Origin of the sequence: Enterococcus pernyi, assembly GCF_045371165.1 — a bacterium.
Lineage (GTDB): Bacteria > Bacillota > Bacilli > Lactobacillales > Enterococcaceae > Enterococcus_B > Enterococcus_B pernyi.
Genome location: NZ_JBIQDM010000003.1, coordinates 43,201 through 68,179 on the forward strand (window position 1 = coordinate 43,201; position 24,979 = coordinate 68,179).

Annotated in this window: 16 protein-coding genes; 12 read left to right on the forward strand and 4 right to left on the reverse strand. The window is 38.1% G+C overall.

Annotation, left to right across the window (positions count from 1 at the left end; translation table 11 throughout):
* Positions 1-6 precede the first annotated feature (6 nt).
* Together ACH0AK_RS04765 and ACH0AK_RS04770 are read left to right on the forward strand one after the other, a co-directional pair.
* On the forward strand, positions 7-1,509 hold the full coding sequence (locus ACH0AK_RS04765) for a carboxypeptidase M32 (protein WP_023519607.1): 1,503 nt from the start codon (positions 7-9) through the stop codon (positions 1,507-1,509).
* A gap of 30 nt (positions 1,510-1,539) precedes the next feature.
* Positions 1,540-2,214, forward strand: a complete 675-nt coding sequence (locus tag ACH0AK_RS04770) for an HD domain-containing protein (RefSeq protein WP_023519608.1) — start codon at positions 1,540-1,542, stop codon at positions 2,212-2,214.
* Positions 2,215-2,391: 177 nt separating this feature from the next.
* Here the strand turns inward: ACH0AK_RS04770 and ACH0AK_RS04775 are convergent, their stop codons facing one another.
* The gene (locus ACH0AK_RS04775; RefSeq protein WP_010735540.1) at positions 2,392-2,715 is read right to left on the reverse strand and encodes a hypothetical protein; all 324 of its coding nucleotides are present in this window, start codon (positions 2,713-2,715) and stop codon (positions 2,392-2,394) included.
* A 127-nt stretch (positions 2,716-2,842) separates the two neighbouring features.
* Between ACH0AK_RS04775 and ACH0AK_RS04780 the strand changes: the two genes are divergently transcribed.
* Positions 2,843-3,988 carry a VanZ family protein gene (locus tag ACH0AK_RS04780; protein ID WP_499796754.1) on the forward strand — a complete coding sequence of 382 codons (1,146 nt, stop codon included), beginning with the start codon at positions 2,843-2,845 and terminating at the stop codon, positions 3,986-3,988.
* A gap of 75 nt (positions 3,989-4,063) precedes the next feature.
* Positions 4,064-5,413 carry a DEAD/DEAH box helicase gene (locus ACH0AK_RS04785; protein WP_010735538.1) on the forward strand — a complete coding sequence of 450 codons (1,350 nt, stop codon included), beginning with the start codon at positions 4,064-4,066 and terminating at the stop codon, positions 5,411-5,413.
* Between the two features lie 107 nt (positions 5,414-5,520).
* Here ACH0AK_RS04785 and ACH0AK_RS04790 read toward each other — a convergent pair whose 3' ends face one another.
* The gene (locus tag ACH0AK_RS04790; protein WP_010735537.1) at positions 5,521-5,949 is read right to left on the reverse strand and encodes a GNAT family N-acetyltransferase; all 429 of its coding nucleotides are present in this window, start codon (positions 5,947-5,949) and stop codon (positions 5,521-5,523) included.
* A gap of 359 nt (positions 5,950-6,308) precedes the next feature.
* Here ACH0AK_RS04790 and alaS point away from each other — a divergent pair, with 359 nt between their 5' ends.
* The 3 genes from alaS to ACH0AK_RS04805 all read left to right on the forward strand — a co-directional run bounded on the left by alaS (position 6,309) and on the right by ACH0AK_RS04805 (position 10,893).
* Positions 6,309-8,951 carry an alanine--tRNA ligase gene (alaS, locus tag ACH0AK_RS04795; RefSeq protein ID WP_023519610.1) on the forward strand — a complete coding sequence of 881 codons (2,643 nt, stop codon included), beginning with the start codon at positions 6,309-6,311 and terminating at the stop codon, positions 8,949-8,951.
* A gap of 167 nt (positions 8,952-9,118) precedes the next feature.
* The gene (locus ACH0AK_RS04800; RefSeq protein WP_065095763.1) at positions 9,119-9,715 is read left to right on the forward strand and encodes an ECF transporter S component; all 597 of its coding nucleotides are present in this window, start codon (positions 9,119-9,121) and stop codon (positions 9,713-9,715) included.
* Positions 9,716-9,753: 38 nt separating this feature from the next.
* Positions 9,754-10,893, forward strand: coding sequence for a cation diffusion facilitator family transporter (locus ACH0AK_RS04805; protein WP_010735534.1), 1,140 nt, complete (start codon positions 9,754-9,756; stop codon positions 10,891-10,893).
* Between the two features lie 931 nt (positions 10,894-11,824).
* Here the strand turns inward: ACH0AK_RS04805 and ACH0AK_RS04810 are convergent.
* Positions 11,825-12,220, reverse strand: a complete 396-nt coding sequence (locus ACH0AK_RS04810; protein WP_010735533.1) for a ribonuclease HI family protein — start codon at positions 12,218-12,220, stop codon at positions 11,825-11,827.
* A gap of 75 nt (positions 12,221-12,295) precedes the next feature.
* Here ACH0AK_RS04810 and ACH0AK_RS04815 point away from each other — a divergent pair, with 75 nt between their 5' ends.
* Positions 12,296-12,733: an EbsA family protein gene (locus tag ACH0AK_RS04815; protein ID WP_010735532.1), complete on the forward strand. Its 438-nt coding sequence runs from the start codon at positions 12,296-12,298 to the stop codon at positions 12,731-12,733.
* Positions 12,734-12,841: 108 nt separating this feature from the next.
* Here ACH0AK_RS04815 and ACH0AK_RS04820 read toward each other — a convergent pair whose 3' ends face one another.
* Entirely contained in the window at positions 12,842-13,054 is a 213-nt protein-coding gene (locus ACH0AK_RS04820; protein ID WP_023519613.1) for a cold-shock protein, read from the reverse strand.
* A gap of 180 nt (positions 13,055-13,234) precedes the next feature.
* On the opposite strand from ACH0AK_RS04820, the gene ACH0AK_RS04825 reads away from it, so the two are divergent.
* The 4 genes from ACH0AK_RS04825 (at position 13,235) to ACH0AK_RS04840 (ending at position 24,706) form a co-directional block, all read left to right on the forward strand.
* Entirely contained in the window at positions 13,235-14,905 is a 1,671-nt protein-coding gene (locus tag ACH0AK_RS04825; RefSeq protein WP_438846498.1) for a formate--tetrahydrofolate ligase, read from the forward strand.
* Between the two features lie 256 nt (positions 14,906-15,161).
* Entirely contained in the window at positions 15,162-22,400 is a 7,239-nt protein-coding gene (locus tag ACH0AK_RS04830) for a QWxxN domain (protein WP_499796755.1), read from the forward strand.
* 280 nt (positions 22,401-22,680) lie between these two features.
* Positions 22,681-23,862, forward strand: coding sequence for a hypothetical protein (locus ACH0AK_RS04835; protein ID WP_499796756.1), 1,182 nt, complete (start codon positions 22,681-22,683; stop codon positions 23,860-23,862).
* Positions 23,849-24,706 carry a hypothetical protein gene (locus ACH0AK_RS04840; protein WP_499796757.1) on the forward strand — a complete coding sequence of 286 codons (858 nt, stop codon included), beginning with the start codon at positions 23,849-23,851 and terminating at the stop codon, positions 24,704-24,706. The genes ACH0AK_RS04835 and ACH0AK_RS04840 overlap by 14 nt, the downstream gene beginning before the upstream one ends.
* The last annotated feature ends 273 nt before the right edge of the window (positions 24,707-24,979 follow it).

Genomic DNA, 24,979 nt, shown 5'->3' on the forward strand with positions numbered 1-24,979 from the left:
TTTTGGATGAATGAAAAGGAATTTTTGAAAGAAGTCAAAGAAATCGATTTAATGAGTCAAGCGTTAACAGTATTGGACTGGGATATCCAAACAGGCATGCCAGAAAAATCAAGTGAAGAACGCAGTGAAGTCAACAGTTATTTATATGGGCTATATTTCTCAAAAAAAGTCGGACCGAAAATCGCAGAAGCAATCGAATACTTCTCTGCGCACCCTGACGAATTGTCTGAACTTGGAAAAACGGTTTTTGAGAAAGTCAAAGAAGACTATGAATTAGAGCATAAAGTACCGGAAGAATTGATGATTGCTTTAACTTCTGCGACTTCTAAAGCCCACACAAAATGGCAAGAATCGCGTGAATCAAAACAATTTGGTGATTTTGAATCCGCGTTATCTGAAAACATCAAGATCACAAAACAATTGATTCCATATTGGCGTAAAGAGGAGAAAACAGACTATGATGTGCTGTTGAATCAATATGAACCAGGCATGACCGTAGAGATCTTAGATCAAGTATTTGATCAAGTCAAAGAAGGTATTATGTCCATCCGTCAAGCCTTAGTCGAAAAAGGAACAGCACCGGAGACAGATTTTCTTTCACGTAAAATGACGAAGGAACAACAAAAACGTTTTGTAGTCGGTGTGATCAAACAGTTAGGGTATGATTTTTCTAGAGGTCGCTTAGATGACACGATCCATCCATTTATGATCGGGATCAATCGTAATGATGTCCGCATCACGACACGTTGGAATGAAGAGGACTTCAAAATGGCAACGTTTGGAGTGATCCATGAAGCCGGACACGGGATGTATGAACAAAATATTGATGAAAAATATATGTATACACCAGTTGGTGAAGGTACTTCGATGGGCATCCATGAGTCGCAATCACTTTTCAATGAAATCATTGTCGGCAGCAACCGCAGTTTCTGGGAAAAGCAGTACCCATTCTTCCAAGAGTGTGCTGAAGGAACCTTTGATGATATTTCTTTTGATGATTTCTATCGTTCATTACAGTATACAAAAGCAAGCTTGATTCGGATCGAAGCAGACAGTTTGACGTATCCATTACACATCATTATACGTTATGAGATCGAAAAAATGATGTTCAATGAAGGGTTAGAAGTTGAGAAATTACCAGAAGTATGGAACCAAAAATATGAAGAGTATTTAGGTATCCGTCCAACAAACGATTTAGAAGGAATCTTACAAGATGTCCATTGGTCAGGTGCAAGTTTTGGTTACTTCCCATCTTATGCGTTAGGATTCATGTATGCTGCACAATTATTACATGCAATGAAAAAAGATATCGCTGTTGATGAGATTTTGGCTTCTGATGATTACTCACCGATCAAAGAGTGGATGACAGAAAAAATCCATCAGTACGGCGCATCAAGAAAACCAAATCAATTGATTCAAGAGGCGACAGGAGAAGCATTGAATCCGCAGTACTTGATCGATTTTATGCGAAAACTTTACTTTAGCGTTTATGGTGTTGAAGAAGTCTAAAAAATTCTCAAATAGAAGGTGAAAGCGGCAGTGGATAAATTAAATGAAATTGCTAACTACAGCATGGCACAATTGGCTTTGGATCGTTCAGGACATGGTGTGGACCATACGAATCGAGTAGTCGAACTTTCCCGACAAGTCCTTGAGACACTACCGCAAGCCAATCCTTTTATCACGCTGGCAGCGGCATATCTACACGATACGATTGATGATAAAGTGGTTGAAGATGAAGAGCAAGCGAAAGAAGGACTCAGAGTCTTTTTGGCAAACATCGGAGTTGCAGAATCAGAGATTCATCAAATCTTTCATATCATCGAAAATATGTCTTTTTCAAAAAGTTTGTCTGATAACGTCGAATTGTCCTTAGAAGGCAAGATCGTACAGGATGCAGATCGCTTAGAGGCGTTAGGTGCGATGGGTATCTTACGTACGGCATATTATGGAGGACATAAGGGGCATCCGATTTTTGACCCAGCCATCCAGACAATCAATTATACGAACAAACAAGATTATCGTAAAGGCTCGACAGTCATCAATCATTTTTATGAAAAATTGTTGTTATTGCCAGATCAAATGAATACGGGGTACGCGAAACAAGAAGCAAAACGACGTGAAGTGTTCATGCGTGAATTTCTAGAGGAGTTCTACAAAGAATGGTTTGTCGGCGATGATTCACTAGATGCACAAATCTGGCGTAACCGATAATTAAATAGATACGTCTGAGCCATTCGTCCTCTCGCGTCATCTAAAATCAAATAAACGGCGGGAACAGAAGGAAGTTCTTCGTAAAATAAGGCGTCATCCACAAAAAGTTGAAAAACAATTTTCGTGGATGACGCCTTATTTTTTGAGGTTAAACACTTCTGTTTCGATCTCGTCTTTCTATTTGTTTTTTCGAATTTGCTTGATCCTTAACAATGCTCGGAAGATATTCAACAAAAATAATAAAGTAGCAATTCCAATCGGTACCCAGATCAAATAGACAGAATAGCCAAGTTCTGCAGAAAGTTCTGCACTTGAAGAATGTGAAAGCTCAGAGACTGCTTGTTGCCATGTCTGTAAGTTGAAAACAAGCATAAAGCCTGCGATGATCAATAGAATAAAGCCTAAGTAATGGATCGATGTCCGCTTACGAATCAATGCAAAGACTAAATAGAGAATAAGTAAAAATGCTGGAACACCAAATACAAAATAAATATTAAGCAAAATGAATCGCCTCCTCATAATAATCATACTTCAATTGATAGGAATTTAAAAATAATTTAGTCATTACTTGCATTCTTTTCACCAATATTGCTAAGATAACTGTATTCAAAGGAGGTCTTTTTGTTTTATGGCAAGTTATATCGAGCCGATTCGTTTTGCGTTGATTGTCTTTCCTTTTCTTGCATTGGCGATTTCTGCTATCTTTTTTATTTATGAATACCGAAAGTATGGAACGTTTCTCCTAACTAGAGCGGTCATTTTATATTCATTTGTCTTTTATCTATTATGTGCTTGCTTTTTAGTGATTTTACCTTTACCTACTAAGGAAGCTGTTGCGAAAATGACAGGTCCAAAAATGGAATTACACCTATTTGCGTCTTGGGAGAACTTCAGAGCGAATACAGTCCTCGTGTTGTCCGATCCGAGTACCTATTTATCTGCGATGCGACAAAGTGTTTTTTTAGAGCCATTATTCAATGTCTTTTTACTCTTACCTTTTGGCATCTATTTAAGGTATTATTTCCGACTATCCTTCGTCAAAACGGTCATTGCAAGTTTCTGTCTCTCCCTATTTTTTGAGTTTACACAATTAACCGGTCTTTACTTTATCTATCCACGTCCGTATCGATTATTCGATGTCAATGATTTACTGACCAATACATTTGGCGGAATGCTTGGCTATCTTGTGACGCCAATCTTTACGTTTATGTTGCCAACAAGAGCGAGAATGGATGAAGTATCTTATGAAAAAGGCAAGACAGTCTCTTTGACACGCCGTCTGGTTGCCTATTTGATCGATTGGTTTTTCTTATCTATTTGTACGTCGATCATCGGAGTGGTTGCCGGATTGTCGATTGGAAGTAGCGAGTTCACCTCCTATAGTTGGTGGTTGTTCGTGCAAGTCTTTCTCTATTTCATGCTTCTTCCTGTCTTTACAAATGGTCGAACACTTGGGAAAAAAATCGTCCGGATCAAGCTTGTTGAAGATGGGAGGGAACGAATCAGATTTCGTGCATTGTTCATTCGATATGCGTATCTCTATTTCTTATTTTATGGGCTAGGCTGGTTGAGCCAATTAGTTGGTCCAGTCATCAATCAAGCGACTGGTGTCACACAGATGAGTGCAGTATTCATTTTCTTATGTACCTTGGTTGCACAGTTCATCTTCGGCCTGAATCTATTCTTATCTTTTATTCGCAAAAAGAGAGTTTTATTCTATGAGAAAGCGAGTCATACTTATACGATCAGTACGATCAAAGATAGAAAAGCCTGACCTTTTCAAGCAAAATAAGCAAATTTATGGTATAATTCCAAAGTCGTGAAAAATACAAAGAGAAGAGGTGTCGAAATGAGTCATTTTAAACAATTCAATTTTCATCCGTTTATCAACGAAGCGTTAGCAGAAAAAGGGTTCCAACAACCAACAGAAGTGCAAGAACGATTGATTCCTTTGATTTTAAAAGGGAAAAATATCATCGGACAATCACAAACTGGTTCAGGAAAAACGCATACGTTTCTTTTGCCTCTATTTCAAAAAATCAATGCCAATAAAGAAGAAGTCCAAGTGGTGATCACAGCACCAAGTCGTGAACTGGCGACGCAGATCTATGAAGCTGCTGTTCAAATCGCTAAGTTTTCCGATCCGGAGATTCGCGTATCGAATTTTGTCGGCGGAACAGACAAACAACGTCAATTAAATCGCTTGAATCACCAACAACCGCAAATCGTTGTCGGTACACCAGGGCGTATCCTTGACATGATGAATGAGCAAGCTTTAAAGATCCATACAGCCTTTGCGTTCATCGTGGATGAAGCAGATATGACCTTAGATATGGGATTCTTGAATGAAGTTGATCAAATCGCTAGCCGCTTGCCAGAAAAATTACAATTTTTAGTTTTCTCAGCAACGATTCCAGAAAAACTACGCCCATTCTTGCGTAAATATATGGAAAATCCAATCATCGAAGAAATCAAACCAAAAGCAGTGATCTCAGAAGATATCGAGAATTGGTTAGTTTCAACAAAAGGAAAGGATAAGAATCAAACGATCTATCAATTATTGACGATCGGGCATCCTTATTTAGCAATTGTCTTTGCAAATACGAAACAACATGTAGACGAAATCGCTGATTACTTGAAAAACCAAGGCTTGAAAGTAGCGAAGATCCATGGAGATATCACTCCTCGTGAGCGTAAGCGTGTGATGCGTCAAGTGCAAAACTTAGAGTATCAATATGTAGTTGCGACAGACTTAGCTGCTCGTGGTATCGATATCGAAGGCGTTTCTCATGTCATCAATGCGGAGGTTCCAGAAGATCTAGATTTCTTTATCCACCGTGTCGGTCGTACTGGTAGAAATGGCTTAAAAGGAACCGCGATCACTTTATATGCACCAAGTGATGAGCCATTGATCGAAGGCATCGAAAAAATCGGTGTTGTTTTTGAGCCAATGGAAATCAAAAATGGTGAAATCGTTAAAACCTATGACCGTAACCGTCGGACGAAACGTGAAAAATCAAAAGATAGTCTTGACCCAACGCTGATTGGTTTAGTCAAAAAGAAAAAGAAAAAAATCAAACCTGGTTACAAGAAAAAAATCGACTGGGCGATTGCGGAGAAAAATAAAAAAGACCGCAAGATCGAAAGACGTCAACAAACGCGTACAGCCAGAAAAAATAAAAAGAATTCCAACCAATAAGAGCAGTCATGAGCGAATCACGCTGCCCTTGACTTTTAGCCCCAAAAACCTAAATAGGAAATCTATTTTGGGTTTTGGGGCTGATTTTTTTGATTAAACAGTTGATATTAGGAGAGCTGTTTTCGCATCTGTTGACAAAGAATGCCGTCTTCGATCAGTGGGTCTGAAAAACTCTGATAGCCCTGCTTTTCGTAGAAAGGAACGGCGGGAATTTCTGCAATCAAATAAATTTCTTTGAATGCTTCATTTAGTGCTCGCTTTTCTGCCAATTGAAGCATTTCTCTGCCAATCCCACGTTTGCGCCAATCTTTTGCGACACAAAAACGATCAAATTGGATTTGTTCGTCACTTTGTTTTTGGTAACGTAAGGTAGCAATTGGCTGTTCGTTATGGATCATGACAAGGTTTGGGTAATAGGCATCCTTACCGTCAAATTCTAAATGAGCAGGTATTTCTTGCTCTAACACGAATACGTCATAACGTAAAACGTAACTGCTGGCTTTTATCCATTCTTCGGTTCCAAAATACGTTTCCATTGTTTTGCCTCCCTAGGGTTCTTTTTTGATTATAGCAAGGAAAACGTAGACCGCAAACAATGAAAAATCAAAAAGTAGGATTGACAGCATCGCTAAGAATACGTATACTGATAAAGTACAAAAAGGACATAGTTTGTTTTAGACTGACTCACAGAAAATTCTTTCTCGGCTGAAAAAAGAATAGTCACTGTTCAAACTGCTCCCTTTTTCAATTTGATAGAAATATCAACGCGACTCAGCGTTAACGAGTTTAAGAGGTAATGAGTAAACATCATTGCAATCAAGGTGGTACCGCGAGTTTTCGTCCTTGGCTGTAATGGTGTTTTTTGTCGTTTATTATGTAGAAAGAAGGTAAAACAATGAAAAAATTAAGCAGTGCAGAAGTACGTCAAATGTTTTTAGACTTTTTCCAAGAAAAAGGACATACGATCGAACCTAGTGCTTCACTAGTACCGGTCAATGATCCAACCTTATTATGGATCAACTCAGGAGTGGCGACACTAAAGAAATATTTTGATGGATCTGTTGTACCAGACAATCCAAGAATCACGAATGCGCAAAAATCGATTCGTACGAACGACATCGAAAATGTAGGGAAAACTGCACGTCATCATACGATGTTTGAAATGTTAGGGAACTTCTCGATCGGCGATTATTTCAAAGAAGAGGCAATCCACTGGGCATGGGAATTTTTAACAAGTCCAAAATGGATGGCGTTTGATCCTGAGAAATTATATGTCACTGTTTATCCAAAAGATACAGAAGCAAAACGTATCTGGCACGAAGAAGTAGGATTATCTCTTGACCATATCGTGGATGTAGAAGATAACTTTTGGGATATCGGTGCTGGACCATGTGGGCCAGATACAGAGATTTTTTATGATCGTGGCGAAGCCTATAATGACTTGGAAGAAGATGATCCTGAAAACTACCCTGGTGGCGAAAATGAACGTTATCTTGAAATCTGGAACTTAGTATTTTCAGAGTTCAACCACAAACCAGATAATACGTTTGAACCTCTTCCACATAAAAACATTGATACGGGCATGGGCTTGGAACGAATGGTTTCAATCGTTCAAGATGCACCAACCAACTTTGAAACAGATTTATTTATGCCGATCATCCATGCAGTTGAGCAATTGAGCAACAAAGTAAAATACGGTGAGGATGCCTTAACTGATATTTCATATAAAGTAATCGCTGACCATATCCGAGCATTATCCTTTGCAATCGGTGACGGGGCATTGCCTTCAAATGAAGGTCGTGGCTATGTCTTGCGTCGTTTGTTACGTCGAGCAGTCATGCACGGGAAAAAATTAGGGATCGAGCAAGCTTTCTTATACCGTTTAGTGCCTGTTGTTGGCGAAATCATGGAGAGCTACTACCCTGAAGTTTTGGAACAAAAAGAATTCATCGAAAAAGTCGTTCGTATGGAAGAAGAACGTTTCAATGAAACGATCAACGAAGGGCTTGAGATCTTGAACCAAGTGATCAAAGAGGTAAAACAAGCAAACGGAACAACGCTTGCCGGAAAAGATATCTTTAAACTTTACGATACGTATGGATTCCCAGTTGAATTGACAGAAGAAGTGGCGGAAGATGAAGGATTGAATGTCGATCACGCAGGCTTTGAAACAGAAATGCAGGCGCAACGTGATCGCGCGCGTGCGGCTCGTAATACAGAAACATCTATGGGTGTTCAATCTGCTTTATTGACAGATATCAAAGTAGATAGCACATTCATCGGTTATGACCATATTGAATCTGACAGTGAATTACTAGTGATCGTCCAAGACGAAACAATCGTCAGTGAACTATCGGATGGGGAAGCGCAATTGATCTTTGATCAAACACCATTTTATGCTGAAATGGGTGGACAAGTAGCCGATCAAGGTTGGATCATTGATGCCTCTGGTGAAACAGTAGCAAATGTGACTGATGTTCGTAAAGCACCAAATGGACAATTCTTGCATAAAGTAGAAGTCCTTTCTGAGATCAAAGAAGGAAACACCTATCATTTATTGATTGATGAACCAAGACGTAACCGAATCATCAAAAACCATACGGCTACTCACTTATTGCACAAAGCATTAAAAGAAGTATTAGGCGATCATGCCAACCAAGCAGGTTCATTGGTTGCACCAGGTCATTTGCGTTTTGACTTCACACATTTTGGTCAAATCACAAGTGAAGAATTAGCGAAAATGGAACAAATCGTAAACGAAAAAATCTGGGAAGCCATTCCTGTTGAAACGATCGAAACAGACATCGATACAGCGAAAAATATGGGCGCAATGGCATTGTTTGGCGAAAAATATGGCAACGAAGTCCGCGTGGTCAATATCGGCGGTTGGTCGATCGAGTTATGTGGTGGTACGCATGTTGGTAATACCGAAAACATCGGAATCTTTAAAATCGTTTCTGAATCAGGGATCGGTGCAGGGGTTCGTCGGATCGAAGCGGTGACAAGTAAAGAAGCTTATGAATTGTTGGAAAGCGAAGAACAACAACTAAAAGAAGTTGCGGCAATCGTGAAATCACCACAATTGAAAGAAGTCGTAGCTAAAGCAGAACAATTGCAACAACAATTAAGAGAACTACAAAAAGAAAATGAACAATTGGCAAGTAAGTTAGCCAACCAACAAGCAGGAGATATTTTCAAAAATGCAGAGACGATCAATGGTAAAACGATCATCACTGCACAAGTTAAAGTAAAAGACATAAATCAATTACGTCAATTAGCCGATCAATGGAAACAAAAAGCAGTTTCAGATATTCTTGTCTTGGCAAACGAACAAGAAGGTAAAGTCAGCTTGTTAGCAGCAATGACGCCTGAAGCAAATGAAGCAGGTTTAAAAGCTGGCGATTTGATCAAAGCAATCGCACCGAAAGTTGGCGGTGGTGGCGGTGGTCGTCCAGATATGGCGCAAGCAGGTGGAAAAAACCCAGCTGGTATCTCAGACGCATTGACAGAAGCAAAAACATGGTTAGAAAATAAATAGAAGCAAGCGTAGTTTTTTACTACAAATAAATGGCAAGCGAGTTTGGGATGATTTCCCAAGCTCGTTGCTTTATTTTCATTGGCTCAACGGTTGTTGCTATGTACAAATTTATTGACAAATCAACAAAACGCTATAGGATTAGAGTAAAGCAAACAGGGGGAGATTCAATGAATAGCAAAAATAAAACATTTCGGTTAGTACTTCGTGCCATTTTGTTAGCCATCATTATCGTTCAATCAATGATTCCATGGTTAGGCTTTATCCCATTAGGTTTTATTAGCTTGACGATCATCCATATCACAGTAATCGTAGCGGCCGTAGTATTAGGACCGAAAGATGGCATGTTGATCGGCTTGTTCTGGGGAATTGCGACGATCATCCGAGCCTACGCGATGCCAACTACACCGTTCGATACATTGGTTTTTACCAATCCAATCATCTCAGTTGTACCCAGAGTTTTAGTGGGACTAGTGGCTGGCTTAGTATTCCATTGGTTGTATAAGCGTTCCTCTACGATCGTCGTACCGGCTGTTGTAGCTGGGATTCTAGGCTCTCTAGTCAATACGATCCTTGTTTTAGGATTTATGGGCTTATTTTATACGAATGCCACAGCTCAAGCTTATGGTGTCGATGCTTCGGTCTTGTTCAAGACACTTGCTGGGATTGCTGCAATCAATGGGATTCCAGAAGCTATCGGCGCGGGGATCATCACACCATTACTCGCCAAAGCATTATTTGCAGCAACACCTTTAAAACCTGAATGATATAAGACCAGCAATCACAGATAAAAGGAGTCACAAATTTGGCAAAGAAACAAGAAACACTAACAGCAAAAGAACGAACAAAAAAAGCATTGATGGCAGGAGTATGGGGACTGTTAACTAATGTGATCCTATTCGTTGCGAAATTGATGATCGGACTACTCTCTGGAAGTGTGTCGATCATGGCGGATGCCATCAACAGTTTGTCGGATACCGCTTCTTCTGTTTTGACTTTGGTTGGCTTCAAAATCGCGGCAAAACCAGCAGATCCGGAACATCCTTATGGACACGAACGTTTTGAATATATTAGTGGACTATTCGTATCTCTCATCATCACGTATGTCGGATTCCAGTTCTTACACTCCTCAATTGAAAAAATCATCGATCCGGAAAATATTGCCTTATCACCGATCATCTTTTTAGTTTTAGTCTTTTCGATTGCTTTAAAAGTTATTCAGGGACGTATGTACAAGAAAACCGCAAAAATGATCGATTCGGAAACGTTACATGCCACTGCCAAAGACAGTTATAATGATGTATATACGACCTTTGCTGTTTTACTCTCAGCTTCTGTCGAATGGTTGACAGAGTGGCGCGTGGATGGCTATATTGGCTTCTTGTTAGCACTTTACATTTTGTACAGCGGCGTAATGATGTTAAGAGAATTCGTATATGAATTATTAGGGAGCCGTCCTACTGTTGAACAGATCCAGGCGATGGAGGAGCAGCTAAATGGCTATACAAAAATACTCGGTTATCATGACTTGTTAGTGCATAATTACGGACCAAATCAACGTTTTGCTTCAGTTCACGTGGAAGTCGATGATCGGCTAGATTTGAATGAAGCACACAAGATCATGGACATTATCGAAAAGGATTTTAAACGATCATTAGGTGTAGAATTAGTCTGTCATCTAGATCCTGTACCAGTCAACAATGAGAATTATCAAGAGATTCTTAATGAGTTGAAAAAAATCATCAATGAGACAGCAGAAGGTCTGAAAATCCATGATTTCCGCATGATCCATAAAGGACAGATCCTACAATTTGATGTCGTTGTCCCTGAAGGTACGCGTTTGTCTGACGAGGAATTAGAACGAATGATGCGTATCCAAATAGAAAAGAGAGTAGGGCAGTATCAATTAGATATCACCTTTGATCATAATTATTTACTTTTCTAAATTGTTGACAAAAAATAATACGCGATGTTTAAATATCTATACGACCTATCTGTCGCGATGAGATTTTGACTAAACTTAAAATAAGCAAAAAACCTGAAATCTTAAATAATCGGGTTTTTTGCTTATTTTAAAACAAATCTTTTAGCCTTTCATTTTGGTTATTAGAAATACTATAATGGATGACAGTAGACTTTTACGTTATATTGTTCTGAAAGACGTATGTGTTTTCTAGGACAAAATAGGATAACCAAAACAGACAATGGCTGCTTCTTCGTTGTACCTACAAATGTTTGACTGAACCTAGATGAAAGTTTTCGCGGATTTGTTCGTCACGCTAAATCAAATTTTTATGGTGAAAGAATCAGAAGAGGCAACTTCTCGTCGGATTTAGATATGGACAAATAGTACATCCGAGGGATAATAAAAGGAAGTGAAAAATTTGGCAGAAAACTAAAAACGAATCCTCTTTTGGAACAGACTTCAATGATAGCTTTTATATCTTATCATGACCCATAAAGACAGCGTTGATAAAATAAACAGAATGATCGATACATATATGGATAGTCAGACTTTTTCAGAAAATACCTTGGAGATTATGAGGTCATGTTAGCTGAATTCGGCGTATGTTAATAGTTGACCAAAATAAAGCAGTCAAAAATTTTGTCGGAATCTAGCTATCAGGACTTATTTATTCTAATCGATAACTGGAAACAATAAACATTTATTTTGCCCTTACAATCTTTGAGTTAGTCCAAATAACAGCGACATAAAATTCTGAATATTTAGCAAATGTTTGAAAGAATCGTGTCTCAACATTTGTTGATCTATTATTATGAATATGTTCTTTTATAGACCGAGACAAAAGAAGAAGTTGACCGTATAAAGTGCTTGCAAATCAAGGTACGATTACTAATTGCTTTGTTCCAATATTTTATAAAAATTTTTGTAAAGCTTGTCTAGCTAGATTATCAGCGCCTTTATTTTTACTTTCAGGTACCCACTGAAGGATCAACATTGAAAAATCTTTTAATAGACTTTGTATTTTTTCTAAATAAGGTAAAAAATCTTTGTTGTTCGTATGATTTTTATCGATAGTTGATACAAGTACTTTACTATCGGAATAGCAGAGAATGATTTCTTCGGTCATCTGTCTATTCTTTAGAATTTCTAAAGTTTTTAAAAAGACTTCAAACTCGGCTTGATGGTTTGAACCAAAGGACAAAGGGATAGACAACTGTTCTTGTTGTTGATCAGCGATTATTAATATTCCTCCACCACTAGGTCCAGGGTTGCCTTTTGTTGATGCGTCAATGTATACTTTTAACATAAGGAAAAACACGCCCTTCAAAAATTGTCGGTTTGACTTATTATACCACTACAGATAAAGACACGAGGTTGAAGAATGAAAAAAAATATTCGCTGGCAGCCCGAAACGGCACAGTCGATCATTTATTGGTCATCAACATTTATTCTATTATTTTTGAGTTTGATTTTATCGTTAGAAAATACAAGGCCTTATTGGAAAAGTAATATTTTAATGGGAATTTTCTTTATTTTTCTTTTGCTAGGATTTCGACGCTCACTAGTTTTAAAGAAAGAGGCAATAAAAATAAAATATGCTGCTTTTTGGAGAGATCGCGACATACCTATCAATGAAATCAAGGAAGTCCACGTACAAAAACGTAAAGTATCTTTATCTCTTGTAAAAGGCAAAGAGCCATTCGTGATTTTCGTCAATCAGAAGGCACAAGGAAAATTGCTTGATCACTTGAAACATCCACATAAACAAACGATCAACACTTCTTCACTGTTAAAGAATACGAATGATTTAGTTGAGTAAAAAATAACAATAGAGACTTTAGTTATTTTTAACTGCACAGAGAGTCGTCTATAATAATAAAAAAGCTATTCCGAAAAACACCGGAATAGCTTATTTTGTTTGATTGGACTAAGCTTGATCATTGATCTTTTTGACATGGGCCGCCTGAATGCCTCGATTACCTTCAATGACGGTAAATTCTACCACTTGGTTTTCTTCAAGTGTTTTGAATCCTTCTTCTTCGATTGCAGTAAAATGTACGAAGATCTCTTCTGTTTTATCATAACTAATAAAGCCATATCCTTTTTTGTTATCGAACCATTTCACCATTCCTGTGGTCAAAACACTCACGACCTTTCTATGTCTGATCATAGCCTATATTATAAAGAGAATTAATAGGTACGTCAAATAAATTAAAAGTCAGTTTTTTTTGTTTTTTTTTACAAGGAAAACAGGTATAATGGATTTAACTTAACAAAAAATAATTATTTTTATATATAGTTCGTGAAAAGGGGCGTTTTAATGAAGAATGATTTAGAAATTTCACAAGAAACACAGCTAAAACCGATAGTTAGAGTTGCGGATAGCATTGGAATCAATGAAGATGATTTGGAATTATATGGAAAATACAAAGCAAAAATAAACTTTACCGCAATAAATGATTTTTCGGAAAAAGAGGATGGTCGCCTCATATTGGTAACTTCTATCAATCCAACACCAGCGGGAGAAGGAAAATCAACAGTTACAGTCGGATTAGGTGACGCGTTGAACCAAATAGACAAAAAAGCAGTGATTGCATTGCGTGAGCCCTCATTAGGTCCGGTTATGGGAATCAAGGGCGGAGCGACAGGAGGTGGCTACGCACAAGTATTACCAATGGAAGATATCAATTTGCATTTTACTGGCGATATGCATGCCATCACTTCTGCAAACAATGCATTGTCAGCTCTATTAGATAATCATATCCATCAAGGAAATGAGCTGGGGATCGATCCTCGACGTGTCATTTGGAAACGTGTGGTGGATTTAAACGACCGAGCATTGCGAAATGTGATCGTTGGGCTGGGCGGACCGATGCAAGGGGTACCAAGAGAAGATGGATTCGACATTACTGTGGCTAGTGAAATCATGGCAATTTTGTGTTTAGCTGCTGATTTAGATGATTTAAAAGCTCGGTTAGCACGAATCGTGATTGGCTACACCTATGATCGTCGCCCTGTAACAGCAGGGGATCTAAAAGCAGAGGGTTCCCTTGCTTTGTTATTAAAAGATGCAATTAAACCGAATCTCGTACAAACGATCTATGGTACACCAGCATTTATCCATGGTGGACCATTTGCAAATATTGCTCATGGCTGTAATAGTGTACTAGCAACTAAAACTGCTTTGAAAATTGCGGATTATGTAGTGACTGAAGCTGGTTTTGGTGCTGATTTAGGAGGAGAAAAATTCCTAGATATCAAAGTTCCTAATTTGCAGAAAGCACCAGATGCGATTGTGATCGTAGCAACTGTCCGTGCGTTAAAAATGCACGGGGGATTGGATAAGGCAGAATTACAAAATGAAAATATCAAGGCGTTGCAAACTGGATATGCGAACTTAAAACGGCATATTCGTAATATGAAAAGTTACCAGATTCCAGTGATCGTCGCAATCAATGAGTTTGTGACTGATACAGACGCTGAATTAGAATTACTGAAAGAATTGTGTGAAAAAGAAGGAGTCGTAGCAAAACGCGCAAGTGTTTGGGAAAATGGTGCGGAAGGTGGCGTGGACTTAGCAAAGGCAGTCGTAGAATTGATCGATACAGAAAGCGCGGATTACGTTCCATTGTACCAATCCAGTGATCCGATCAAAACAAAAGTCCAAGCGGTTGTTCAAAAAATCTACGGTGGCAAAGAAGTCTCTTTTAGTAAAAAAGCAGAAAATCAAATCATTGAATTTGAGAAAAATGGTTGGTCTGACTTACCGGTTTGTATGGCAAAAACCCAGTACTCTTTTTCTGATGATCCAACATTATTAGGTGCACCAGAGGATTTCACAATCACGATCCGTGAATTTGTACCTAAGTTAGGTGCCGGATTTTTAGTCGCTTTGACAGGCGAAGTGATGACGATGCCTGGATTACCAAAAAAACCAGCCGCCTTGAATATGAACGTAACGAATCAAGGAGAAGTAATCGGTTTATTCTAATCGAAAAACGTAAGATTTTAAGTAGTCTTCACTGACTTTTTTTAATATTTAGGCGTATAAGTAAAAAATAGTTGATCTATTTTTACTTATACGTTTTTTTATATTGATTAATTTATACCTAAATGACAAAAAAAGTTCAAGTTTTTATTATTAAAAAAAAACTAGTCACGAGTTCAAATGGACGGATATATATAATTGGGGCATAAAATTGTACTGTTAAATTAGTATCTCATCAAAAAAACAAGGAGAGAAAGCTATGCCAATCGATAATCAAAGTAATCGAAAACGAAATGGACAATTCAACAATGAAAAGAATAATAAAGAAGATAAGCAGGCTTTTGAAGATGCAGTAAAAGCAATTTCTTCTGGCGTCGGCCATGCCCCAACGCCAGCGATTTTTCACTCGCCATTATTATTGTCACTATATGTCTCGAGCATCTTAGGAAATGTGGTCGTTAGAGGAGAGGGCCCCAAACAACAACGAGTTAAGCGGAATAGTGGCACTGTTTTTGAAGCAGATACTTTTGTTGAAGTCACACAACATGCAAATCAATCAGAAGTATTGAATTCGCTCACCTCTCATTCGACGGTGAACACGACGTTGCTCACACCAGCTTTGACAGAGAACTCGACGGCTATTGATACTGTGAATGCACCATTTTTTCGAACTTTTTATGATAATACTACTTACAATTTGACAGATTTTTCTCATCATTGGAGTTTAAATGTACATAAAATAGCACACGGCATTGCAGAAACATATGGATGCACAACAAATAAGACGAGCATAACGCGCCCAATTTTAGAGGAAGAATCTAATCCGTTCAATCACACCCAAGTCCACTTTAAAACCGTTTGTCAGAGTGCGATTGCTGAGTCTCAAAAGATAAATCAACAACCAACAGATCAACCCACAGAGCTACATCATTTTTCCTTCAAGAAAGGAGGCGATGGGAGTTCCAAACAACAATTTTTATTTGAAGATTCGGCGGAAAAACTAAAAAATATTTTTAAACAATCATTTAACAAAACCAGCCATCAGACGGATCAACAGACAACAGGAAATGCGACAAACGATACTTCTGGGACAGCTAATTTCTTTAAGGGACTAACTGAGGCTTTCGTCACATTTTTTAATGATTTTGATCAACCAATCTATACAGAAAAACATGAAAGTTTAAAAGGAGATTCGCTGATCACTCGCTTTTTATCAATGATGGCTCAAAGTATTTCATACCAAGATGAGATCCATCAGACAGCTACACCTTCAAAAGATAAAAATGTTCCTCATGCTTTTCGATCCTATGACTTCTCAAGTGGAATTCCAGCTTTGAAAAAAGAAGAGGAAGGATTTGCGACACAATTTTGGACATTGTTTAGTAAAATGGATGAAACACTGACCAACTTTATAAAAAAATGGGATTTATTCGTAGTTCGAGGAGCTGAAGCAAGGCCGATCAACCATCCTTTTTCTGACAATGAAGATAGTGTATCGGCAAGTGAAACGGGCGATGAAAAAACGGCGATAGAAAATCAGCAAAAAATAGCCACCACTGAATCGACGAATACTTCTGACTTAGTGGTAGTCGGTAAAATCATTGAAGATATTGAACAAAATCGAAAGCCTGCTGAGCGTTACGAGGAACCTATTCCGGCATTTTTTTATGATAAAAAGCTGTTTGAGCGAAAGGATGCGACGGATAAGGCAATCACACAGTTGAAAGAATTTTTAGTGAAACAAAAAATTGTAAGTAAAACTGCCCATGCAGGACTAGTGCTTAAAGAACTTGAGAAATGGGCAGAGATAAAATCGCTCCATGATCTTTCAGAAGAATCAGATAAAATACAATTTTTGAATTTTTTCATCCGGTACTCCTATGGGTTAGAAGATGCAAGAGCAGGGGACATATCATCGGCTAACCAATTGCAATCGACTTTTATGCAATTGAAAATAAATGTAGGTTTAATAGGGTACACCTTCCAGCAGAATACGTATCCTATTCAATTGTCGCCAAAGGAAACACCTGATGTTACGAATGTTCAAGCAGAAACAGAGGTGAGTAATCAAATTTTTTCAGACTTCATTCATGATCGACCTGCTTCTATTTCAATAAATCAGACAATCACTGCGGTAGTCTATCATCGCGATCTTTTCAACCAACGAGAGAAAACAAAAATAGTGAATCAAGGGCTTGTCTGCTTTGCCTATAAACAGGGAACTAGGCTAAAAAATCCCTCAGCGAGCCATTTAATTAGATGGATGCAAAAATGGATACTTAGAGGGAAGAATTATGCGGAAATTGTGAATAGAGAGGAACTTGCAGCGAAAGAGTTGCTAAAAGCATATGGTTCTAAAATGAAAATTAGTTCTCCGAACGACTCAAGGGCGGTTATCCAACAATGGGAAAATAATAATGCGCAGATGGGATATACTTATAAAAAAGATGAGATTAATGTAATCGGACAAGCGACGGATAAGGAAAAGAAGGCAGAACAATTAGAAAAACAAAGAGTACTATCGTTTCTTCGAGAAAATGGCATTATTCCTATGACCGGTTCCACTTATGTACTCGAAGAAGATCAAAAACTATTTCTTTTCAATGAACGAGAGGAAGTCATCGATCAACGGATTGTTGCTTTTTTGAAGAAAAAGGGTATCGTTTGTGATACGTCTAATTCTGAGCGGCTTGCTGAAACAGTATCAAATTGGGTATTGATTGAAGGGGCGAATCAAAAAATAATTGATCCCGTCAAACTCAAGCAATTCTCGCAAGCAATCTTGGGTCAAGAGGACAACGGTCTGATCTCCAATAAAGAAGCAGAACTAACGTTTACGAAATGGTTATGGGGAAAATTGGAGAAAGACGACTCTTCAACTGTATCTAATAGTCAAACAAAAACAAGCAAGTCTGTTTTGGAAAATAGTGGAACGCAATGGAGAAGTCAAGAAGTACTTGATAAAGTAGAGTTATTTTTACGCGAAAAGTACTTGATCAAAGGTGAGGTAACAAAAGAGGATATTTTGAGTGGAATAGGAGGATGGTTTAGGCAAGACAGCGTAAATGGCGAGGTCAGTCCAGAGAAGATACAAGGTATTGCGACAGTTATATTGAAAGAACTAAAGTTATATGGTGGAGCAGAAGGTGAGTTAGTTTCTGACAAAAGCGCGATAAAAACAGTAATGAAATGGGTCATTGAGAATGTCTTAGAAAGCACTATTGAAGTATTTGCAACAAAAAAAATCCTTGATCATCCCAATCCAGATAACTTTACGATTGGCGAGCTTAGGAATTCTTTTAAACTAGATGAATTCGTAAAAAGCGGACAACTTAAGCTTGTGAAAGAAGACAATCCACAAAAACAAAATGAATTAGAGAATAATGTACGTTTGTTGTGGAGTATTTGTCTGAACTATATGCTTCCCAATTATTTTCTTAAATCGAGTGATTTGTCAGATAATTTGCTGATCTCGGATTATCGTTCATTGATGCAAATGATAGGATCAAGAATATTAGCCGCTTCAGGTTTACTTAATCAGTTTAATCAAGAGGAAATTCGTACACTTGGCGAACTTTTCTTCGAATCTGTTAGTAATCAAGGAATCCAAGATATGGAAGAATTGGATCACCTTCTGTTTCCTGCATTATTTACTACTGCACAATTGGATGCTTCCCTTTTGCGAAAATCTATGGAAGAAGGTAATTATAAAGAAGTCGCAATCAGTACATTTATTGGTTATTTCCAGAGAGGCTACTTTGCGATCATGGCACATCAAGAAGAAATCAATCGCCTCTATGGGAACTATCAGACAGCAGTGATTAACTTTCGAAGAAAACAAGCACTAGTGACTGAAGTGATCAATGAGTGTGAAAGACTCGGCATAAGAGTCACTAAATTAGCAAGTCAAGTGTATTTAGCTGGAGGAAATCCTTGCCCAGGGCCATGGATTCCTCGTGATCTCGAAAAATGGTACACAGAATTAACAACAGAAGTAGCAGAATCCTATCATTTATTGAATCGGAAACTGATTGGCTTATCCATTCATTCAAGTATTCAATCAGAATTAGATTTTATGTTTTCCCCTGAAACTCATATCTATGAAGGATCTGCTAAGTTTATAGATACAGATGGTCCTTCAAAAACAGTGGGACCTTCACCATCGATCGTTTTTTCTGGTAATCGACAAGAAAGAGACGACCTGATCTTGCCACTTAAGGAAACAGATATACTCATTGCGATTCGTGACAACGAAGAAAGACGGTATGCATTGAAAAGATTGGAGAAGGAAGGTGGATATGCCTTTTATCGTGTAGATAAAGATCCGTTTCTATTGTTAGAATATGATTTAGTTGATCTAAAATCCCTCTGGTGGAGGAAGCCAAAAAAAGTAGGGGATAAAATTCAAATTGGTCGATACTATTATTCGTTTTCAACGGAAATCCATTTAGATAAGTTGTTATCGCATGGTAATGAGAAGGAAACTTTATTTAATACAATCAGTCTCAAGCATAAAAATATCCTGTATCACCAATTATATGAATCAGGAAACGATAAGACAATAACTAGTCAAGTATGGGATGTGGTTAGCCATTTCATTCCATTTTATGATTGTGTCGTGGGGATTGTTAATAAGGATACAGCAAGCGCGGTGCCTAATTGTCTGATTGATACGCTTCTCTTGGTGCCTATATTAGGTCAGATTAGTTCTATCAATATCCGATTTGCTCTAGGCGCAGCACGAGTGATTGCACGTGGTGGAATAACAGGATTAGTGAAAAATACCTCAAAAATAGTACCAAAAATTTCCGAACTCAGAAGTCTCTTGGCTAGTGTGGTGCGGTATATCGATCCAGGGATTGAGGCAGCAATTAGTGGTGGACGCTTTGTAATCAAGAACCTATTAAAATTAAAAAACCAGCCAATTCTTACGAGAAATATCCACTTTAAACCAGTCTTAACAAAACTTGAAAAACATGAAAAAGATTTGCCTGCACCAGTGATATCAAAAATGACTGTTACCGCTCGTTTACCAAGAAATGGTCCGCAAGTTCTTGTGAAAAAAATGAAAAACAATCTATATGTCAAAGTTTCTGATTTTAAAAAAGGAGATGTCTATGGAAAAGTTTTTACTTTAAGAGGAGAAGAACTGAGAGAATTTGAAGGCCCCGTATTTTTTTCTCAAAAACAAAAGGAAATCATCCAATCTTTAAAAATCAATATCCAGCCAGATGAGATGTTTATCGAAAAGATAAATTATTATCCTAAAGGTTATGGTGAAGGAACGGTCATGGAAATCTATAAAAATGGTCAGAAAAAAATGGATGTGATCGAAATGGACGGTCAACTTGTTCCTGTTAGGATCCAAGCGATAAAGAAATACGGTGTGCGCTATGATGTAATGGATGGAGATAAAGTATTACCTGTGAACTTTAATGGTATTGAATGGTATTTCGAACAAGATACATCCCCGCTAATTTCGAGAGCAGTAAAAATCGAAGTGACGAATCGTATCAATCAGTTTGAAGCTGTATGGGACCCTAGTACTCTGTCAGCACCAGATGGAAATGGTTTGATGTGGAGTGCAGAAGGTAGAACCTATATTAAGATCCAAGAACGCTATATTCCTTTGGCCTTATTAGATAAGGAAAACAACCGATATCATTTAGTGAAAAAAGATATACTAGAACCTATGACTGTCTTACGATTGGATCCGGGAATCGATCAGTTCCGTTTTGAAACTCAGTTGGAGAAAAGCGTTGTTGAACGTCCGGATGATCTATTATTCGCTGGCGGCTTCGATGAGGGAGCAAGCACATCAAAAGGTCAACCAGCCTCTACACAAAATCAGCTGACCTCTGTAACTCTTAGCAACCCTAATTATCCACCCTATATGTGGGTGCCTAAAATACCACAGAAATGGCCAGAATGGAAAGCACGTATGAATGCAATCGAGATTGATCGCCCTAATAATGTCCCTGTACTGGAGAATAGTCAAGTGGTACTCCCACGATTAACTAAGCTTATACCAGAACCATCAAAAGAGATAATAACCGATGAAGCGCTGACCATAAAAAAAATCAAGCTGGGTATTCAGCATTGTTTACCACCCGAATTGAAAAATAAATATCGTGTATTTGCTGGTTTAGATGCCGCAAAAATGCCGGAACATTTAAAAGAATTTCGGAAAGTAGTAGCAAAAGAATATAATGAAGCGGTGAATATTGTAGATCTTGTTATCGAAGAATGTAAATATCTGCTGAGGTTTGAGAAAATAAGTTCGACGACGAGAGGAACCTATTTAGCCAATATGTTTAATGTATATGGCAAACCAGAGGAACAGGCAGTCTTAAAAGAAGTGGTCAAAAGGCTTCAGACAATCGCAGAAAAAAGCAAAGCATTTCTTAAGCAATCAGCAGATTGGGGATTTAAGAATATTTGGATTGCTTCCACCGATTTCCAAAAAGATCCGATAACGAAGAAATTCTATTCCTTAAGTAAAGAACGTACTTCGCCATATGGATTTGTGATTCGGACGGATGCCGAAAATCGAATCATACTTATGGCTGATTCTTTTAATAAGAACCCTAATTATTGGCCAGAAGTTGAAATTGCACCTCCTGTCTCAGAAACTTTACTTCATGAAACGTCTCATTTAGTTTCAATGACTGATGATATCGTCGTTTATGATGAGGTGCACCGTGGTTTTTTAAGGCGCGGAAAAGATGCACAAATCGATTTCGTTTCTCGGTATCATAAGAATTTCAGAACCACTGGTTTTTCTAATTTTGTTCGAATGATAGCAAATTATTTCCGTATGGATAAGCTATCACGAATGGCTGTTTTTCGGAATTTCGGTACAGATTCTATGTTGTTGGCTAATTATATGTTGAATGATGCGGAAATGGTCGGTACGCTTCTTAGAGATGTTGCCAATGGGTACAGGTATGATCAACCGCTCCTGCGACCTAAACGTTCTGTGGATGAACCAACTCAAGAGCCAACTGCGGAAATTGGAAGTGGCAATATCCTTATCAATCTGTCATTGATGTCAATCGGTGAGTATGCGACAGAAGAAAGAAGTATTGGCTTAGAAGTGACGAAGGAACCCCCTTTAGGAAGCACACTTAGCGATGTAAGTCCTACAACAGAATTTTCTACCTCAATGGATTCAAAACAAGCTGGTTCTGCTTCGGTGATAGATGGAAAGATACCAAATAGTCAATCACAAAATGGAGAGATTCCTGCACAACGAATAAGAGTGAAGCGAAGTGATTTGAATGTTTCGGAAGAAAAAATCAATCAAAGAACTTCTCAATCTAGCTCCGTCGAACAAAATGGTACCTTATCTAAGGTTTCCCAGCCTGTAAGCGCCAACCCAACAATTTATAATAAATTCTCCGCTCTCATAAATAGAGGAGTTGGAAAGAGTGAGGCGCTAAATAGAACTTCAACAAGGAGACAAAATAAGAATAAATTGGTAGGAATGAATTTATAAAATTGAGATCCTGAAATGATCATGCAGGTCAACGATTGTAAAATACGTTGACACTGGGGATAAAGACAACAGTGGTTTAATGATTATCTGGCTGTCTTTAGGTATTAGTATTTTATTTTTTGACTACATTTCGATGCAATAAATTTTGTTTTACTTAGTCAAGTATTCATATTAATTAGACAAATTTTGGTTTAGTTGTTCACACGATCTATCTCTTATCAGATGCGTACAAATACCTAATAAACAAAGGAGTATGAAGATACCTATTGAACAAAGGAGTATGAAGATACCTATTGAACAACATCGAGAAAAAATCGGTCAATTCAACAACAAATCACAGAAATATATGACGGAAGATAACCTAAAAAGAAATCTAAGCTCACTTGCAGACAGCTTTGGGCATTATCCTGTCGGTAGAGGAGTCTGGTCGCCGACAGGAATATTGTACTTATTAAGTGTTGGTCAAAATCTTCGGATATCGGAAGCAAATCTACCGAATCGACAGCGTGCAGTACAAGAAACGACTGCTGCATTTGAAGTGGATACATTTGTAGAAGCACGACAACAAGGGAATGAGACCTCTTTACATTCTTTAGTGTCAAGTTCTACTGCGGCTCCCCAGCGATTTACTCCATTTACGCCGAATCATTCGTCTATACCTACCAATTCGACGATTGAGGTTGCACTGCCTTCGAATTCGCTCATTTATTTAGTAGAGAAGGCTCATCAGTGGAGCATAGGACTGCACAAAATGGCGCATCGAATTGCGAAAGTCGAAAATTGCACGACTACGAGCGAGATCTTTCACCAAAACCCTCTTGGACTTTGGAATGGCGCCAATCATACACAAGCTCATTTTAAAACTATTTGTCAGACAGCTATTACAAAATCACAAACAACCAATGAAGAACGAAAAAGTATGCCTGCGAGTATTCAAAAATTTTCTTTTAAAAAGCAAACAATAGAGAAGACAACACACAGATTCACTGCCGAAGAGGAAGCCAAAAAAATGAAAACGGTATTTGAATCAACGGTGGAAGAATTCTATCAAACAAAAAATAGAAGAACGACAGAAAAAACAAAAAAGCATGGAACTCCTATTCCTGAAGCGCCAATCGTTGATGCTTTTTGGGGAGAACTGACCGAGCTCTTTACGACATTTTTCGGTAAACCTGAAAATGCTACATATACCGAGCAACCAGCAGACACGAATGGATACTCAGTGATGGATCATTTGGTTGAGTGGCTGACCCAGACGTTCTCAGTCAATCATTCGTCCTATGATACGGTGGATAGCAAAATAAATCAGAATTCGAATATTCCTCTAGCGTCAGTTTTACCTGATCAATCCCAGACACAAGCTTCAATGGCCGAGCCAGCTGTAAAGGAAGTGGTGGCAGAAGCGATATCACCTTTATGGGAACTCACGAACAAATTGGCGGAAAAACTTGTCAAAGGTTGAAGCGATCCCAGAGGCATATGCGTTTATGATGAGTCATGATCCGGAGTGTCGAATCATATTTATTGCTGATATGAATCATATTGATCCAGATTATATGCCAAAACTACAGATATCTGTAGATCCAAAGGAAACTCTTATCCATGAAACAACACATATCGTGTCCATGACATACGACGTTATTTCTAGCTATCCGTATATGGTGTCAGGATATTCGAAATCTGGAGCAGATGTTCGCAACCAATATTTCAGAAGGTATCCAGGTTTTTTCAAAACGGAGGAGTTTACTCGCTTTGTTGATCAGTTAGCAGATTACCAGAACTCTCCGATGTTATCAGAAGAAGCGGTTATACTTGCAGAAAAAACTGACGCGATGATGAGTATGAATATTCAAAGTCTTGATGCAGAAACCCTAACGATAATTATTAGAGATATTGCATTAGGAAATCCTTTCAATAAACGTCCAATCAATCAACGACCAAAACTCTTTAAACGAGACCTCAGCAATCAACAGAACAAACCAAAAGTAAATGGTGAAATGCTAGTCTCTCTTGTATTAATGAATTCAGGACAGTTCAATATAGCTGAAAGAAATCTAGAATTGGGAGTTACAAAAAAAACAATAGTCCAGACTACTGCAAGTCCCTTGCCAACCAGTACGTCTAATAAAGAGAATACCAATCAGCAAGGCTCTGGACAAGATAAGGCGAAAGAAAGTAAAAAGAATCAAAAAAAGCCGCGAATAAATAAACTGGTTGGATTTAGCACGAAAATCAGTGGGTTTGTGAATGAAGGACAAGTAAACACCACAGCCAAAAAAAAGAGCGACTTAAATCTTCAAAAGTAATGAGACTAGTAAAAGTTATACACTTTTTGTTCAGCAATTTAATGTGGAGCAACGATCCAAGAATAAATGATCAATACCTACGGAGGTCGGGACAACAGCGTGTCATCTCGATAAATAAGGCGTCATCCACGAAAATGGTTCTTCAACTTTTTGTGGATGACGCCTTATTTATCGCAGAGTTTTTTTTCGCCGTTTATATGGGGTGGACGAATGGCCAGACCTTTTTTACTTTTCTCTCATTTAAGCAATATATATTTTACATTTAGTAAGATA